This window comes from Gammaproteobacteria bacterium, assembly GCA_021648145.1.
In the GTDB taxonomy this organism is placed as follows: domain Bacteria; phylum Pseudomonadota; class Gammaproteobacteria; order JAADGQ01; family JAADGQ01; genus S141-38.
The window spans coordinates 1-15,568 of the sequence record JAKITI010000029.1 but is presented as its reverse complement, the minus strand read 5'-3'; the positions used below and the strand labels follow the sequence as shown (position 1 = coordinate 15,568).

Sequence of the window (15,568 nt, the reverse complement as noted above, 5' to 3'; positions counted from 1 at the left end):
ACAGCAAGATTCAGGCAGCCAAAAGGAGGGCTAGAGGCTATCGAAATATTGAAAACTTCATTAATATGATCTACTTTTTATGTGGAAAACTGAAATTCTCCTCTCCACTCGATCTGGCATAGACCCTTTAAATTGATCAGAGAGCAGAGCATTCAGCCAGTGATCGACCTGAACCAGTTGCTAAACTGGGCTGTATTTAACTATCTTATTGGAAATGCGGATGCTCATGGCAAGAATGTTTCATTGCTGTTAACACCGCAAGGCCCCAAGCTGGCTCCATTCTACGATTTAATGAGTACGGCGATTTACCCAGATTTAACCGATAAGCCTGCGATAAAAATAGGCGGTGAAGATCAATACCAATGGATTATTGCTCGCAGTTGGCAGAAATTTTCAGAAGAGGTTGGAGTGAGTTTTAAGTGGGTCAGGCAGGTGTTGGAAAAAATGAGTGTGAACTTAGCGCAGCAGGCACCAAAATTAGCAGGGCAATTTGAACAAGACTTTGGTGAAGTAGGTGTGACTCGTGAAATACAAAGCGTTATTGAACAGCGTAGTAAAAAAGCAGTGATGAGCTTTGATGCGGTTTAGGGGCAATTGTTACCATTTTTTATAGGTCAGGATAGTATCAGTCGATGCCTGATTTTTTTGCCTTGCACCAGTTGATTTGATTAACTATGATTAGACTTGGTTAACAGTGATTTATAAGGCTTGTTATGGAAGCTAGAGTCATGACGGCGTATGTTCCTTTGCCGCTGGCAGCATGGGTTGACCAAGAAGAGGAGCTGCATCGTTTGACGCTTGAAGCGATGATTGATGTGGATAATGGTGATGTTATTGATCATCAGTCAGTTCAGTATGGGCGGATAGTCTGGATACGAACAAGCCATTTCCCGCTCCTAAGTTACTTGCAAACAATCCAGCGATTTAATAGTCTGATGGATTGCTTGAGAGACTTTTCTATTTTAATGAACCACGGAAAACAGGTGTTTTATTAACCGCTCTTAACCCGATTTTAATTTTGATGAGTATTTGAAAAATATGAGTGTGACCCATAAAGAGATTTTAGAGCAGCGAATGTCAATGCAATCAACAGGAATTTCAAGCCCAGGCTCATCGAAAATTTATGTTGAAGGGAGCCGGTCTGACATACAAGTGCCGATGCGCGAAATTCAACTCGGCGATACGCAGACCAAAGGCGGGGTTGAGAAAAACCCACCCGTAATGGTTTACGATACTTCAGGGCTTTATGGTGATAGCAATGCTCAGCTTGATCTATCAAAAGGCTTGCCAGATATTCGCCACACTTGGGTTGATGAGCGTGGTGATACGGAACGTCTTTCTGAATTCTCTTCTAAGTACACGGTTGAACGTGCGAATGACAGTGAAACGGAGCAAATGCGTTTTCCTGAGGTTCGCAAACCACGCCGTGCACTAAAAGGTAAAAATGTCTCTCAGATGCACTATGCGCGTCAGGGAATTATTACGCCTGAAATGGAATATGTGGCCATTCGGGAAAGTCTGAAGTTAGACGAAGCTCGCAAAAACGGTGAGCTTGATCAGCATGCCGGTGAGTCATTTGGCGCGGCGATTCCAGAAACTATTACCCCTGAATTTGTTCGAGACGAAATTGCGCGTGGGCGCGCGATTATCCCTGCCAATATCAATCATCCCGAATTAGAGCCAATGATTATTGGTCGTAACTTTCTGGTGAAAATTAACTGTAATCTCGGAAATTCTGCACTGGGTTCTTCGGTTGAAGAAGAGGTTGACAAAATGGTCTGGGGTTTGCGTTGGGGGGGCGATACCGTCATGGATCTCTCGACCGGTAAACATATTCATGAAACTCGCGAGTGGATTATTCGCAATAGCCCTGCTCCGATCGGAACCGTACCAATCTATCAAGCACTGGAAAAAGTTGATGGCATTGCTGAAAACCTGACATGGGAGATATTTCGCGATACGTTGATTGAGCAAGCCGAGCAAGGTGTTGATTATTTCACCATTCATGCCGGTGTGCGCTTGGCACATGTGCCGCTGACAGCAAAACGCACCACTGGCATCGTTTCTCGTGGTGGAGCGATTATGGCTAAATGGTGCCTATCTCACCATAAAGAGAGCTTTCTCTATACTCATTTCGAAGATATTTGTGAAATCATGAAAGCGTATGATATTTCGTTTTCATTAGGTGATGGCTTTCGTCCAGGTTCAATTGCGGATGCCAATGATGAAGCGCAGTTTGCCGAACTTGAAACATTAGGTGAGTTGACCAAAATTGCCTGGAAACATGACATTCAAACCATGATCGAAGGCCCAGGGCATGTTCCAATGCACATGATCAAAGTCAATATGGAGAAGCAGCTTGAAGTCTGTGATGAAGCGCCATTTTATACATTAGGGCCGCTGACCACAGATATTGCGCCTGGCTATGATCATATTACATCAGGCATTGGAGCGGCAATGATTGGTTGGTTCGGCTGTGCCATGCTCTGTTATGTCACTCCTAAAGAGCATTTAGGTTTGCCTGATCGTGAAGATGTTCGTGAAGGAATCATTACCTACAAAATTGCAGCGCATGCGGCGGATTTAGCCAAAGGTCACCCAGGTGCACAGATACGTGATAATGCGCTTTCTAAAGCACGTTTTGAATTCCGCTGGGAAGATCAGTTTAATTTAGGATTGGATCCAGCACGGGCGCGTGAATATCACGATAAAACGTTACCGAAAGAGTCTGCCAAAGTGGCTCATTTTTGCTCAATGTGTGGTCCACGTTTTTGCTCTATGAAGATCAGTCAGGAAGTTCGTGACTTTGCAGCAGAAAAAGAGACAAATGTGGTTGATGCAACCAAAATTGGAATGTCAGAAATGGCAGATAAATTTAATGCCGAAGGTGGCAAAATTTATCGCAGGGCATAACTGGAAAAACCCATAAGTCATGTCTCAAAAACCTCAAATCCTTAATGCAAAGGTCATTGCGGAAACCCGAATTTTTCAGGTTGAACAATTGGATCTGAAATTTTCTAATGGCGTTGAGGTTTCATATGAACGCATGAGAAGTTCAGGCAATGGCGCGGTTTTGATTGTACCGTTGCTTGATACTGAAACGGTGTTGTTGACGCGTGAGTATGCCGCAGGCGTTCATCGTTACGAACTGGCGCTGCCCAAAGGTAAAATTGAGACGGATGAAGATATCTTGCTCGCTGCGGATCGAGAGATGATGGAGGAGGTCGGTTATGGTGCAAAAAACCTGACTTTGATCTCTTCACTGACTGTTTCTCCAAGCTACATGGATCACATAACACATATCGTATTGGCGGAAGATCTTTACCCTAAAAAATGTGAAGGTGATGAGCCTGAAGAGATCGAGGTGATGCCTTGGCGTCTGGATCAGTTAAGCGAGTTACTGTTGCATGAAGAGTGCACCGAAGCACGCAGCATTGCGGCGCTGTTCATGGTGAGAGAGCGACTCTTGAGCCGATGAAGGAGCTGGCCGATTTTCAGCAGTTTTTGCCCCCAGTACGGCAGATTGCACAGGATGCCGGCGATGCCATACTGAAAATTTACAATGAAGGTTTTACTGTTTCAGAGAAAGCAGATTCAACGCCAGTGACTGAGGCGGATATTGCTGCACATGAGTGTATTGTTTCAGGCCTTTCCATATTGACCCCCGGCATCCCTGTTTTGTCAGAAGAAGGTGACATTTTTTCTTATGAGGAACGTCGTCACTGGTCTTGTTATTGGTTGGTTGACCCTTTGGATGGCACACGTCAATTTGTAAAACGAAACAGTGAGTTTACGGTGAATATTGCATTGATTCTGAATGGCGAAGCGGTGCTCGGTGTGATCTGGGTGCCTGTGACGCAAATATTTTATTCAGCGGCCAAAGGGTGTGGCGCTTTTAAATGGCGTGTTCATGAAAATAAAAACCAGCGTATTCAATCAAGGCCATTCAGTGAACGCTGTATTACCGTGGCTGGAAATCGTGGCTATAAAAGCAAGGCTTTCCAGAAATTTACTGCAAATCTTGATCGCCCCTATCAACTGTTGATTATAGGCAGTTCATTGAAGTCGTGCCTGGTGGCCGAAGGTGGTGCGGATATCTACGCACGTTTTGGCCCAACAGGAGAGTGGGATACGGCGGCGGCTCAATGTATTGTGGAAGAGGCGGGTGGTTCAGTCACAGACTTGCAGATGCAACCTTTACGTTACAATACAAAAGACTCTTTATTGAACCCGGACTTTCTGGTGTTTGGTGATCGCAGTGTGGACTGGCGTGCTTACCTACCAGATATTTTACCTCAGTGAAAGTCAGGCCTGAGCAACTTGCCGCTAATCTAAAACAGCGTCTTGCACCTGTTTATCTGGTGCATGGCGATGAAACATTACTTGTGAGCGAAGCCAGTGATGTCATTCGAGGTTTTGTGCGAAAGCAAGGTTTTGATGAGCGTAATGTTTTTACGGTTGAACCTGGTTTTGACTGGAATGTGTTACGTGAAGCAGGGGCAAGCATGTCGCTGTTTTCCGAGAAACGCTTGATTGAGTTACGTCTACCAAGTGGCAAACCGCAAGATGTGGGATCGAAAGCACTGCTTGAATACCTGAGCTATGATCAATCGGATAGTATTTTGTTGATTGTAAGTGGCAAAATTGATGCGCGATCACAACAGTCCAAGTGGTTTAAAGCGCTGGATCAACAGGGTGTGACGGTTCAAATCTGGCCGATTAAACCACAGCAACTGCCAGGCTGGATCAATCAACGAATGAAGAGGGTTGATTTACAACCCACACGCGATGCAGTGACACTTCTGGCGGAACGTGTTGAAGGCAATTTGCTTGCTTGTGTTCAAGAGATTGAAAAGTTACGTCTGTTAAACGGTGCAGGGAAAGTTGATGCGGATGCCGTGCGTGACTCTGTGGTTGATAGCGCACGTTATGATATTTACGGTTTGGTCGATGCGGCTTTAAGCGGTGATGTGGGTCGAACAACTCATATCACCAATGGTTTACGTAGCGAAGGTGTCGAAATTGTATTGGCACTGTGGGCATTAACGCGTGAAATACGTGAGCTGTCACGCATGGCATTGGCACGGAAAAATGGTGAGAACCTAGAGCAAATTTTCAGAAAACACCAAGTTTGGGATAGCCGAAAACCCCTGATAAAGAAAGCCTTGACGCGACATAATGTAGACGTGTGGCAACAACTGTTATGTCAGGCAGGGCGTGTTGACCGTACGATAAAAGGGGTAGTTGCCGGTGATGCCTGGGAAGCACTGTTACAATTGGCTGTTAAGACTGCTTTGAGCGAGCCTTAAACGGATAGATCGATGAAGTTATTACAGGGGAAGATGGAGAGGAGATTACTTTTGACCCACCCAGTAGTGAGTATCCTGAAATCATAACGGGTGGCGATGTTGTGGCCGAACCCAGAGCAAAATACTACGTCAACGGCGTTAATGTCTCAGTGCTTAATGAGCGTATTCAATACATGGGCGGCAACGGGAAATTGATTACGGGCAGCCTCAAAGATTACACCAAACAAAAAGTAAGAGAACAGTACCAATCATTAGACGAATTTTTAAATAAATGGAATAAGGCCGATAAAAAACAAGCCATTATTGAAGAGCTAACCGAGCAGGGTATTGTGTTTGAAAACCTCAAGGAAGCCATCAATAAAGAAATGGATATTTTTGACCTCATTTGCCACACCGCCTTTGACCAGCCACCACTCACCCGAGCCGAAAGAGTAAACAATGTCAAAAAACGCGATTACTTCACCAAGTATGGCGAACAGGCACGCAAGGTACTGGAAGCTCTGCTGGATAAATACGCCGACGAAGGCATCGAAAACATTGAAAATATGAAAATATGAAAATATGAAAATATGAAAATATGAAAATATGAAAATATGAAAATATGAAAATACTGCAAGTCAATCCGCTGGATCAATTCGGCTCACCGCTGGAAATAGTCAAACTTTTTGGTAGTAAAAAACAGTATCTAAAAGCACTCACCGAACTAGAACAAGAAATTTATAGGAAGGCCGCTTAATATGACGAATTCCGAATTAATAAAACAACTTTTTTTGTCATTTAACAACAAAGACGACGATGCGTTTATGCAAGCCGCCAGAGCCTATATCGAGCGTGAAAAACGCAAAAAACACACGATAGTGGCGAAAGACCTGGAAAAAGCCTTGTATCAAACTGCTGTCAGTGGCGGCAAACAAAAACGTTTCAAAACCAGTTCACCTATTCCCAGAGACACCGAAAAAGGTTTTCCACTGCTGGAAATTCAACATTTTGATCTGGATTTTGATGCATTGCTGTTATCTAAGCGGACAAAAAAACAGCTTGAACGCATTATGCTGGAATTTAAGGATGCAGATGTACTCGCCAGCTATAACCTTGAACATAAAAAGAAAATATTATTGTGCGGCAAACCCGGCACAGGTAAAACCTTTTCGGTGCAAGCCATTAGTTCGGTACTGAATATCCCTGTGGTTTACATTCGCTTTGATGCCATTATCTCCTCCTACTTGGGCGAAACAGCAGGCAATCTACGCAAGGTATTTGATTTTATTGAAAATGGCACCTGGATTGTGCTGTTTGATGAGTTTGATATTATCGGTAAAAATCGGGATGACCATCACGAGCATGGCGAAATCAAACGGGTGGTGAATAACTTCTTGCAAATGCTAGACAATATCAAAGGCGATAGCATTTTATTTGCGGCAACCAATCATCAAAATATTTTAGATACCGCGATTTGGCGGCGCTTTGACGCGGTTATTGATTATGAATTGCCCGATGAAGCAACAAGGTTAAAATTGTTTGAACTCTATTTAAAACCACTAAAAAGAGATAAAAATCTGGACTTAAAGCATGCTGCCAAACAGAGCAAAGAATTGTCGCCTGCGGATATAAAAATGATTGCGATTGAGGCGTTGAAATCTGCCATTATTGACCATCGGGATCGTTTAAGTGCTGATGATTTAGAATCCGCTATTGTGCAATTTGTCCATCGTGAACAAGTGAAACAGGGTGGCGTGTAATGGAAAAATACGAGCACTTGAAGTTGCCCTTATTCAAGGCGAATATTGAACGACAAAAACGCGGTGGCGGTGGTGGCTTTAAAATGCCTGAGGGTAGAAATAAAAGTCAATTTTCACAGCAAGCACAGCAAAAAAGCGAGCAATTAAGCCAAACGTGTGCTGATTTAAAAGCAAGATTCCCAAACATTGATTCTAAGTTGATTTTTACAATCAATATTGATCAAAGCCTTGCTGTCGATGCTTTTGAGCAAATATTAGCGGGTATGGATATTCATGTTTTATCGGTTGCGGAGGGGAAAAAAGGGATTTGGGTTGTTTTTAGTGATGATCAAAATCTGAAAAAATTCAAAGATAAGTTAAAAACCTATGGTTCAGAGGGTGGGGCTAACTATGACTTTTTTCACGCGATTGAATCTTTTGGCGATATTCCTGTTGAAGAAAAAATTGGAGAGCAGCTCAAGGGACAGCCACTCAGTGATTCAGCGGAGTTTATGGATATTGAGTTGTGGAAAATGGATGATCCGCAAAAAAATACAGACTTTATTGCGCAACTAAAGGAAAGCTATCCTGAATTGTCGCAATTTAAAATCTCTGACCAATTGATCACAAAATCATTTGTTTTGCTTAGAGTGAAACTGACCAAGCAGGTATTCGATGACATTATCCAGCTTAAAGAAATTTCTCGTATAGATCGCCCTGCTATCGCGCAATTTAATCATTTTGAGATGATGTCCCCCGATATTCAGGAATTACAATTTTCTGCGCCCGATAATAATGCAATGGGTATTTTGATCATTGATTCTGGCATTGTCAGTAATCACCCCATGTTGGAGAACTGCGTGGGGGGAGAAGAAAATTTTCAAACGGGTGAGCAGCAAACACAAGATACGGTGGGACATGGAACCGCCGTTGCTGGCTGTGCGGCTTATGGCGATATTGGGCAAGCACTGAAGAACAAACAATTTACCCCATCAAACTGGCTGTTTTCCGCCAAGGTAATGTATGCGGAAAACGATTTAGATGGCAAACCTGTCAATGCGATTTATGACCCTGAAAAATTACTGGAGCATCAATTTAAGGATGCAATAGAAAGCTTTTTGTCCAACCCTGAATATCATATCAAAGTAGTGAATATTTCTTTGGGTAATGCTCATGAAGTTTGGCATAAACATTATAGTCGCCAGCTCCCCTTGGCCGCCTTGATTGATGAGCTGGCATTTACTTTTCCCCATGTGGTTTTTATCGTCTCAACGGGCAATCAATCATCTTTGAAGGATGATAACTCCATTGCTGATCTTATAGAGAACTACCCCAAATACCTGCTTGATAACGATGAATTTAATCTCATCAATCCAGCGACTGCCGCTCTGGCATTGACCATTGGTTCTATTGCCCCTGATGTGCAAATAGAGCAAGAACGCTATGGTGTAGAACAAATTAAAACAGCTATTGCCCAAGCCCATCAACCGTCACCTTTTACGCGAACAGGTTTGGGTATTAACGGCATGATCAAACCAGAATTGGTTGAGTATGGCGGTAATATGATTTTGTCAGAACAGTATGGCAGGATTGTTGTGGATAAAGGCGGGCAACTGCCTCTCCTTAATAAGCAAGTGACCAATCCTATTATTCGGTTTGATGTGGGTAGTAGCTTTTCTGCCCCAAAAGTGGCTCACCTTGCTGGGAGAATTGCCAATCAGTTCCCTGATAAATCAGCAAATTTTATTAAAAATATGCTGTTGGCAGGAGCAGATTATCCTTTCTTGCCTAGTAAAGAGTTTTACGGCACAGCAAACAAGAAAAAAGCAGAGCAAGCTCACTTTTCAGTCGCAGGTTATGGTTTAAGTCAATTTGACAGGGCGATTCATTCCTTTGATAACAGAGCCGTGCTTTGGGATGAGGGGCAAATCACCATGAATCAGCTCAAAGTTTATTCATTGCAACTGCCTGAGCTGTTTTTTACCGAATTAGGAAAGAAAAAAATCATTGTTACGCTGACATTCACACCAGAGACACGAGCAACGCGGGGTGATAGTTACTTGGGTAATCGGATGGAATTTCATCTGTTTCATTCAGTGAATCCTCAAGTGTTGATTGAAAAATATGGTGTTATTGAAAACAACACCGATCAAGAGAGTGTTCCAGAAGACTTAAAGCAATACGAAATAGACTTTTTTCCTGGTAGCAATACCCGAAAAGCAGGTTGTCATCAAAAGGCCTGGAAATTGTACCAAAGAGAACCTAAACACCGACCTGAGTCGCCCATTTCTTTGGTATTACTCAATGTTAATAAATGGATAAATGATGAACGCCGAGTTCAGGATTACTGTATTTCAGTTGTGTTTGAGCATGAAAAAGAAATTAATCTGTATACAGAGTTGCAAGCAAATGTTCAGGCTAGAGCCAGAGTGAAATAATAGCGGAGTACAACCCATGGCAAACATCAGCGGCATCGTAAAATCAGCCCGAAAAATCATGCGTCAAGACACCGGAACAGGCAGTGATGAACTGCGTATTCTGCAACTGGGCTGGATGCTGTTTCTAAAAATATTCAGTGATAAAGACAAAGAGTTGGAACTGATACAAGATGATTACACCTCACCCATACCCGAGGCATTGCACTGGGATGAATGGGCAGGTAATGACGAAGGCATAACGGGCGATGAACTGCTTGCCTTTGTTGATCAAACTTTGTTTCCAACATTGGGCAATCTTGACTTGTCTGTTTATAAAATCGGCACAACCGCTAGTCGTCGTGCCTTATTGGTGCATGAAGTCTTTGCCAACAATTACAACTACATGAAGTCAGGCATTCATCTTAGGCAGGTAATTAATAAGCTAAACGAGATTGATTTTAACAACAGTAAAGACAAGCATGTTTTTGGGCAGATTTACGAAACCTTTTTAAGTGAATTGCAAAGTGCAGGCACGCTGGGCGAGTTTTATACCCCCCGTGCCATTACCGAACTACTCGTCGAGTTGACCGATCCCAAAGTGGGTGAAAAAGTGCTAGACCCTGCCTGTGGTACGGGCGGTTATCTCACCGCCGCACTGGAACACCTAAAAGCCAGCGCCAGCACTGTTGCCGAGCGCAACACAACGTGGTGGGGTGGGAATGCAAGCCCATACAATGGGCGGAATTTGATAGTTTGAAACCAATGGTGGAGTAACAGGAAAGCGAGTGAGTGAGCATGGGCACGTGGGCATAAAAACCAATGGCTATAACCTCGATATTAAAAACCCGCACCAGCCAGAAGAAGAAAAATAATCCAGTAGTGCTGAATTGCTGGGCATGCTGCATCAATCTTTTGCTAATGGGGATGAGTTACTTAATAAATTAAAACTCTTACACAACAAATATTGAAAGAGAGCGAAAATTTACCGACTAGATTACAAGAAGAGGTATTGGATTTTGTCCATTTTTTACAACAAAAGCAAGCGCGTAAAATTGAAAAACAACAGGATAATGAAGAGCCAAACGGTGCAAAACTAGCTAGATTAATGGAGCGAGTTGCAAAGCGAGGAACGGCATTTAGCTCTATAAAAGATCCAGTTGCATGGCAGAGAAATGTTCGCAAAGATCGCCCGTTACCAGGGAGAGAATGAACATGCTATTGGACAGCAATACCAGCGCAGCAGGTGACAAACCATGCTTAAAAAGTTACGAAAACTCTAATGAAGAACTGTTACAATTGGCCGTTAAAACGGCTTTGAACGAGAGTTAAAATGATAAATTTAAATGATTACATGATTGCTGTGGGCGAGCGGGCGCGTAGCGCATCGAGGCAAATGGCACGAGCGGATGTGAGCGCTAAAAATGCAGCATTGATGGCGATTGCTGATTTAATTAATGCCAAGCAAATCATGCTGCTTGAAGCCAATGCTAAAGATATGAAATCAGGCGAAGCGAATGGTCTGGATGCTGCTTTGCTGGATCGTCTGGAATTAAATGCTGCACGCATTCAATCCATGTCTGATGGCTTACGGCAGATTGCAGCATTGCCTGACCCAGTGGGTGGAATTAGTGATCTGAACTATCGCCCTTCCGGCATTCAAGTGGGGCATATGCGCGTGCCGTTGGGTGTGATCGGTATCATTTATGAGTCTCGTCCAAATGTGACGGCAGATGCTGCGGGCTTGTGCCTGAAGTCAGGCAACGCTGCGATTTTGCGCGGTGGTTCTGAAGCGTTTCATTCGAATCAAGCCATTGCATTGTGTGTGAAAGAAGGGCTGGAAAAAGCAGGCTTGCCCAGTGATGCGGTCTGTCTGATTGATACGGTGGATCGTGAAGCGGTCGGTTTATTGATTCGTATGAAAGAGTATGTCGACGTGATTATTCCACGAGGCGGCGTTGGGCTGATCAAGCGAGTCAGTGCTGAAGCCACCGTTCCTGTGATTAAACATCTGGATGGTGTTTGCCATACTTACATTGATGATAAAGCGGATATCGAAAAAGCGGTTGCAGTTGCATTTAATGCTAAAACCCAGCGTTATGGCACGTGTAATACCACGGAAACCCTTTTAGTTGCCAAAGGCATTGCACCGCAGGTTTTACCCGAATTATGCCGTCTGTACCGTGAAGAAGGTGTTGAATTACGGGGTTGTGCTGCCACACGGGCATTGGTTGAAGGCGTTGTTGCAGCCACTGATGAAGATTGGAGTACTGAATATTTAGCACCTATTTTGTCGATTCGAATTGTCGACGATTTGGATGAAGCGATGGATCATATCAGCCAGTACAGCTCAGGACACACCGAGGCTATTTTGACGGAAGACTATGCGCGTGCTCGCCGCTTCTTACGGGAGGTGGACTCCAGCTCAGTAATGGTGAATGCATCAACACGTTTTGCAGATGGTTTTGAATATGGTCTAGGCGCTGAAATTGGTATCAGCACGGATAAATTACATGTGCGTGGCCCTGTTGGATTGGAAGGTTTGACCACTCAAAAATTTGTCGTGCTGGGTGATGGTCATATCCGTCAATAAGCGTATTCAGAAGCCCATAGGTATTTTTGGTGGGACGTTTGATCCTGTCCATTTTGGGCACCTGCGTTTAGCGCTGGAACTGAAACAGTTCTTGGGGTTGGCTGAAGTGCGCCTGATTCCGTGCCATGTTCCGCCACACCGTGAAGCGCCCATTGCAACTCCAGAGCAGCGTTTAACGATGTTGAAGGCTGCGCTGGGCAATCAAAGTGAATTAACCATTGATGAGCGTGAACTGAAGCGTGATGGTTTTTCATACATGTTTGATACACTCACATCACTGCGTAGTGAGCAGTGTTCAACGCCACTGTGTCTGATTATTGGTTCTGATGCATTCATCGGTTTGCCCCAATGGCATCGTTGGCAAGAACTTGTTGAACTATGTCACATTATTGTGATGCCGCGCCCTGGCTGGAAGCTTATCGAAAAAAGCCCATTGAATGAATGGGTGGATTCACGGCAGGCTGACTCACCAGCAGCATTGTCACATTTACTTGCCGGTCTGATTTTTTTTCATGAAGTGACGCAATTGGATATTTCTGCTACAAAAATACGTGACCTGATAAAAAAAGGAAAAAGCCCACGTTTTTTATTGCCAGATTCAGTATTGGCCGTGATTAATGAGCAGGGAATATATGAAGGCGGCTTAAGGAAGTTTTGAGCAAGCAATGCATAAAATTATTGACTAATATGCGATATAGGGTGAGCCTGTTGGTTCTGATTTTTTCTATAGTAGGATGTACATCGAATCAAGCACTGCGTGATAGTAGTATGATAGTGCCTTTAGTTAATGACAAAGAATCAAACGTTGAAACCAGAATTCGTGAAGAGTACAAACGCTGGGAAAATACCCCTCATAAATTTGGCGGTAATGACATTAATGGTGTGGATTGCTCAGGATTAGTGCATCAGGTTTATAAAAATACTTTTCAAATTAAAATTCCTCGTACAACACAAACTTTAATTAAAGTCGGGGTATTTATCAAACGCTTGGACTTACAAGCAGGCGACCTCGTATTTTTTAAACTTCCACCCCCTTCTTATCCGCGTCATGTAGGAATTTATTTGGGGAGTGGTGAATTTATGCATGCCTCAAACAAAGGGGTCATTATCTCCAGGCTGGATACTGGTTACTGGAACCAGTTTTATCAAACTGCTCGCCGGCCTCACGATTATTTTTAGAAAGTATCTGAAATCATTAATTCAATTCATAGAACACGAAGTATTTTTGCTTCAATGGCTTGCTCTATCATATCTAACAGCTCTGATTGTTGCCATGGTTTTTGCAGCAGAAAAGGAATTTCATCGTCATTGAATCTGCTGTGGCGCACTGCACCTTTAGCATCGCCGGTGATGACGATAGCAGCCGCATCAGGTTGCAGTTGCATAAAGCGTTTGATGAAAGTTAAGCCGTGCATCCTGGGCATTTTGTAGTCACTTATGACGATGTCATAATTAATGCTCTTGGCTTTCATTAATGCGATTTCAGGTGATTTGAGTGCCGTGACATTGTATTGCTTGGCACTCTCTAATTCTCGTTTAAGTGCTTTTAGAACATTTTCTTCATCGTCAACAACTAAGATTGAATATTGCATATTTGGCCTCCGGATGACTCTATTACTGGAGCAAGGTGTACGTAGAACAGAAGGTCATAGCCCAATGTTTTTTCCAGTTGATCAGTTTGTCGTTTAGACGGTGACCTTTGGAGAGTAAGAGAACGCCGTTGTGATCGACTAAATCGCGCGTGAGTATCATATTGTCTTGCAGCGTATTCGACTTTAAGCAGCGCTCGCTTGAGGTTTCAGGCTTCTCTTTTTCCAATAGTTGTATGAAGCGATCGACAATTTCTGAATCATATCGACGGTTGCGTTCTTTAAACAAAAATTCACAAGCTTCCAAAGGATCGTGGCGATGCCCTGTTAAATTACCAGTGAGCAGCGCATTGTAATCATCAACAATCGACAGAATACGCGCTCCCAATGGAATCTGCTCACCACGCAGTTGGTCGGGGTAACCGCTGCCATTGATCTGTTCGTGGTGGGCACGAATGAGATCCGCTGCGTTGTGCAATGGTTCCAGAGCAATCAATGCAGCCTGACCGAGCGCGGGATGCTTTTCAAACTCTTTACGCTCATCGCTGCTCATCTCATTGTAAGGGCGTTTAAGCAGAGCATCAGGTAAGGCGATTTTTCCGACATCATGGAGCAGGGCGGCGAAAAACAGATCTTGCAGCTCATCTTCTGGCAACTTCATGGATATGCCCAGTTGCCTCGCTTGCTCGGCCACGCGGCGACTGTGGCCTGCCGATTCCAGCGTTGTGTTTTCGCGCAGCTCAATAAGGTTGGCAAATATTTTGACGGATGTGGTGTATTGATTTTTGAGTGAATTGTGCGCCTCTTCGAGAAAAGCCATGGTCTGACGTACCTCTTCGGTACGAGCAACCACGCGTTCTTCCAATGTGGCATTGAGTTCTGTTAACTCTTCATTTTGACTATGGGTAAGTGTTTCCAGCCTTGCCTTCTCATCTTCCAGGTGTTTAAGTTTGAGGGCTTGTTGTACCGCCAGAGTGAGTTCGTGCTCCTCCCACGGTTTGCTGACGTAGCGGTAGATGTGGCCATTGTTCACCGCAGCAATCGTGGAGCCGATGTCGGAATAACCCGTCAGTAGAATGCGTACCGTATCAGGCCACCGCTGTGCCGCTTTTTCGAGAAACTCAGCGCCGTCCATTTCGGGCATACGCATGTCTGAAACAATCAGATCGACCGGTTGCCGCGCGAGTAGATCAAGCCCCTCTGCGCCACTGGTCGCGGTGTGAATTTGATAACCCAGTGGGCGAAAGAGGCGTTTCAGTGAAGATAGAATGTTTGATTCGTCGTCAACAAACAGTAGTGTTGCTTGTTTATTCATTGTTTGTTGGCCTCTGTTATTTTATCTGGGTGTTGTATCGGTAGATGAATAGTAAAGTGAGTCCCTTTGCCTTCCTCACTGACGACATCAATATGGCCGTGATGTTTTTTGATGATGCTGTAGGAGAGTGATAAACCCAGCCCAGTACCGATTCCTACGGGTTTGGTGGTATAAAAAGGTTCGAAGATGCGTTTAAGATTTTTTTCGGGGATGCCCTTGCCAGTGTCACTGATTTGCACCCACACTTCGTTCTCATCGCAGCCGGTGCGTAGTGTAATGGTTCCCTGTTTTTCGATCGCATGAGCGGCGTTGACCAGCAGATTCATAAAGACCTGGTTGAGTTGCGAGGCGAGACACTCGACTTGTGGCAGATCACCATACTCTTTGTTAATTTCGGCTTTATATTTAATCTCGTTGTGTACAATATTGAGTGTGCTGTCCAGCCCTTGGTGCAAGTCAGCCCACTGCCACTCCGCTTCATCGACGTGGGAAAACTCTTTCAGATTCGTCCCTAATAAAGGTTGAAACCACCGCCTTTAGGCGGTCAGATTTATCTGCGATACTGTAACTAAGCACAGAGGGGGTGTTGTGTTATGGAGTATCGTTACGGTAGTCATACAGTTTATAAAA

Annotated in this window: 17 protein-coding genes and 2 pseudogenes; 16 read left to right on the top strand and 3 right to left on the bottom strand. The window is 44.0% G+C overall.

Going from position 1 to position 15,568, the window contains the following annotated elements:
• From L3J70_12465 to L3J70_12390, 16 genes and pseudogenes are all read left to right on the top strand, one after another.
• Nucleotides 1–122: transposase (locus tag L3J70_12465; protein MCF6237163.1), on the top strand; the 122-nt coding region annotated here is incomplete at its 5' end.
• 10 nt (nucleotides 123–132) lie between these two features.
• The gene (locus L3J70_12460) at nucleotides 133–588 is read left to right on the top strand and encodes a HipA domain-containing protein (GenBank protein MCF6237162.1); all 456 of its coding nucleotides are present in this window, start codon (nucleotides 133–135) and stop codon (nucleotides 586–588) included.
• Between the two features lie 125 nt (nucleotides 589–713).
• Nucleotides 714–928 (top strand): annotated as a pseudogene (locus L3J70_12455) (CopG family transcriptional regulator).
• Nucleotides 929–1,038: 110 nt separating this feature from the next.
• Nucleotides 1,039–2,913, top strand: a complete 1,875-nt coding sequence (gene thiC / locus L3J70_12450) for a phosphomethylpyrimidine synthase ThiC (protein ID MCF6237161.1) — start codon at nucleotides 1,039–1,041, stop codon at nucleotides 2,911–2,913.
• Between the two features lie 19 nt (nucleotides 2,914–2,932).
• Nucleotides 2,933–3,478 carry an ADP compounds hydrolase NudE gene (gene nudE, locus L3J70_12445; GenBank protein ID MCF6237160.1) on the top strand — a complete coding sequence of 182 codons (546 nt, stop codon included), beginning with the start codon at nucleotides 2,933–2,935 and terminating at the stop codon, nucleotides 3,476–3,478.
• Complete coding sequence (cysQ, locus tag L3J70_12440) at nucleotides 3,475–4,302, top strand: 3'(2'),5'-bisphosphate nucleotidase CysQ (GenBank protein ID MCF6237159.1); 828 nt, start codon at nucleotides 3,475–3,477, stop codon at nucleotides 4,300–4,302. The genes nudE and cysQ overlap by 4 nt, the downstream gene beginning before the upstream one ends.
• On the top strand, nucleotides 4,299–5,309 hold the full coding sequence (gene holA / locus L3J70_12435; protein MCF6237158.1) for a DNA polymerase III subunit delta: 1,011 nt from the start codon (nucleotides 4,299–4,301) through the stop codon (nucleotides 5,307–5,309). The genes cysQ and holA overlap by 4 nt, the downstream gene beginning before the upstream one ends.
• A 149-nt stretch (nucleotides 5,310–5,458) precedes the next feature.
• Entirely contained in the window at nucleotides 5,459–5,866 is a 408-nt protein-coding gene (locus tag L3J70_12430; protein ID MCF6237157.1) for a hypothetical protein, read from the top strand.
• 44 nt (nucleotides 5,867–5,910) lie between these two features.
• Nucleotides 5,911–6,045 (top strand): hypothetical protein, encoded by a 135-nt coding sequence (locus L3J70_12425; protein MCF6237156.1) that lies wholly within the window; start codon nucleotides 5,911–5,913, stop codon nucleotides 6,043–6,045.
• A gap of 1 nt (nucleotide 6,046) precedes the next feature.
• Nucleotides 6,047–7,048, top strand: coding sequence for an ATP-binding protein (locus L3J70_12420; GenBank protein ID MCF6237155.1), 1,002 nt, complete (start codon nucleotides 6,047–6,049; stop codon nucleotides 7,046–7,048).
• Nucleotides 7,048–9,465 (top strand): S8 family peptidase, encoded by a 2,418-nt coding sequence (locus L3J70_12415; protein ID MCF6237154.1) that lies wholly within the window; start codon nucleotides 7,048–7,050, stop codon nucleotides 9,463–9,465. The genes L3J70_12420 and L3J70_12415 overlap by 1 nt, the downstream gene beginning before the upstream one ends.
• A gap of 16 nt (nucleotides 9,466–9,481) precedes the next feature.
• Nucleotides 9,482–10,201: an N-6 DNA methylase gene (locus L3J70_12410; protein ID MCF6237153.1), complete on the top strand. Its 720-nt coding sequence runs from the start codon at nucleotides 9,482–9,484 to the stop codon at nucleotides 10,199–10,201.
• Between the two features lie 207 nt (nucleotides 10,202–10,408).
• Nucleotides 10,409–10,654, top strand: a complete 246-nt coding sequence (locus tag L3J70_12405) for a DUF2281 domain-containing protein (protein MCF6237152.1) — start codon at nucleotides 10,409–10,411, stop codon at nucleotides 10,652–10,654.
• A 120-nt stretch (nucleotides 10,655–10,774) separates the two neighbouring features.
• Nucleotides 10,775–12,034, top strand: a complete 1,260-nt coding sequence (locus L3J70_12400) for a glutamate-5-semialdehyde dehydrogenase (protein MCF6237151.1) — start codon at nucleotides 10,775–10,777, stop codon at nucleotides 12,032–12,034.
• Complete coding sequence (nadD, locus tag L3J70_12395; protein MCF6237150.1) at nucleotides 12,015–12,692, top strand: nicotinate-nucleotide adenylyltransferase; 678 nt, start codon at nucleotides 12,015–12,017, stop codon at nucleotides 12,690–12,692. The genes L3J70_12400 and nadD overlap by 20 nt, the downstream gene beginning before the upstream one ends.
• A 50-nt stretch (nucleotides 12,693–12,742) precedes the next feature.
• On the top strand, nucleotides 12,743–13,213 hold the full coding sequence (locus L3J70_12390) for an NlpC/P60 family protein (GenBank protein MCF6237149.1): 471 nt from the start codon (nucleotides 12,743–12,745) through the stop codon (nucleotides 13,211–13,213).
• Nucleotides 13,214–13,239: 26 nt separating this feature from the next.
• Here the strand turns inward: L3J70_12390 and L3J70_12385 are convergent, their stop codons facing one another.
• The 3 genes and pseudogenes from L3J70_12385 to L3J70_12375 form a co-directional block, all read right to left on the bottom strand.
• Nucleotides 13,240–13,626, bottom strand: coding sequence for a response regulator (locus tag L3J70_12385; protein ID MCF6237148.1), 387 nt, complete (start codon nucleotides 13,624–13,626; stop codon nucleotides 13,240–13,242).
• 22 nt (nucleotides 13,627–13,648) lie between these two features.
• Nucleotides 13,649–14,938 (bottom strand): response regulator, encoded by a 1,290-nt coding sequence (locus L3J70_12380; GenBank protein ID MCF6237147.1) that lies wholly within the window; start codon nucleotides 14,936–14,938, stop codon nucleotides 13,649–13,651.
• Nucleotides 14,935–15,444 (bottom strand): annotated as a pseudogene (locus L3J70_12375) (ATP-binding protein). Before L3J70_12375 ends, L3J70_12380 begins: the two are co-directional and overlap by 4 nt.
• Nucleotides 15,445–15,568 lie beyond the last annotated feature (124 nt).

Bases quoted from the DNA above. Each gene is read 5' to 3' on its own strand.
- L3J70_12385 (MCF6237148.1), bottom strand. From the start codon at position 13,626: ATGCAATATTCAATCTTAGTTGTTGACGATGAAGAAAATGTTCTAAAA.
- L3J70_12425 (MCF6237156.1), top strand. From the start codon at position 5,911: ATGAAAATACTGCAAGTCAATCCGCTGGATCAATTCGGCTCACCGCTG.
- nadD (MCF6237150.1), top strand. From the start codon at position 12,015: ATGGTCATATCCGTCAATAAGCGTATTCAGAAGCCCATAGGTATTTTT.
- thiC (MCF6237161.1), top strand. From the start codon at position 1,039: ATGAGTGTGACCCATAAAGAGATTTTAGAGCAGCGAATGTCAATGCAA.
- L3J70_12400 (MCF6237151.1), top strand. From the start codon at position 10,775: ATGATAAATTTAAATGATTACATGATTGCTGTGGGCGAGCGGGCGCGT.
- L3J70_12420 (MCF6237155.1), top strand. From the start codon at position 6,047: ATGACGAATTCCGAATTAATAAAACAACTTTTTTTGTCATTTAACAAC.
- L3J70_12410 (MCF6237153.1), top strand. From the start codon at position 9,482: ATGGCAAACATCAGCGGCATCGTAAAATCAGCCCGAAAAATCATGCGT.
- L3J70_12415 (MCF6237154.1), top strand. From the start codon at position 7,048: ATGGAAAAATACGAGCACTTGAAGTTGCCCTTATTCAAGGCGAATATT.
- cysQ (MCF6237159.1), top strand. From the start codon at position 3,475: ATGAAGGAGCTGGCCGATTTTCAGCAGTTTTTGCCCCCAGTACGGCAG.
- L3J70_12380 (MCF6237147.1), bottom strand. From the start codon at position 14,938: ATGAATAAACAAGCAACACTACTGTTTGTTGACGACGAATCAAACATT.
- nudE (MCF6237160.1), top strand. From the start codon at position 2,933: ATGTCTCAAAAACCTCAAATCCTTAATGCAAAGGTCATTGCGGAAACC.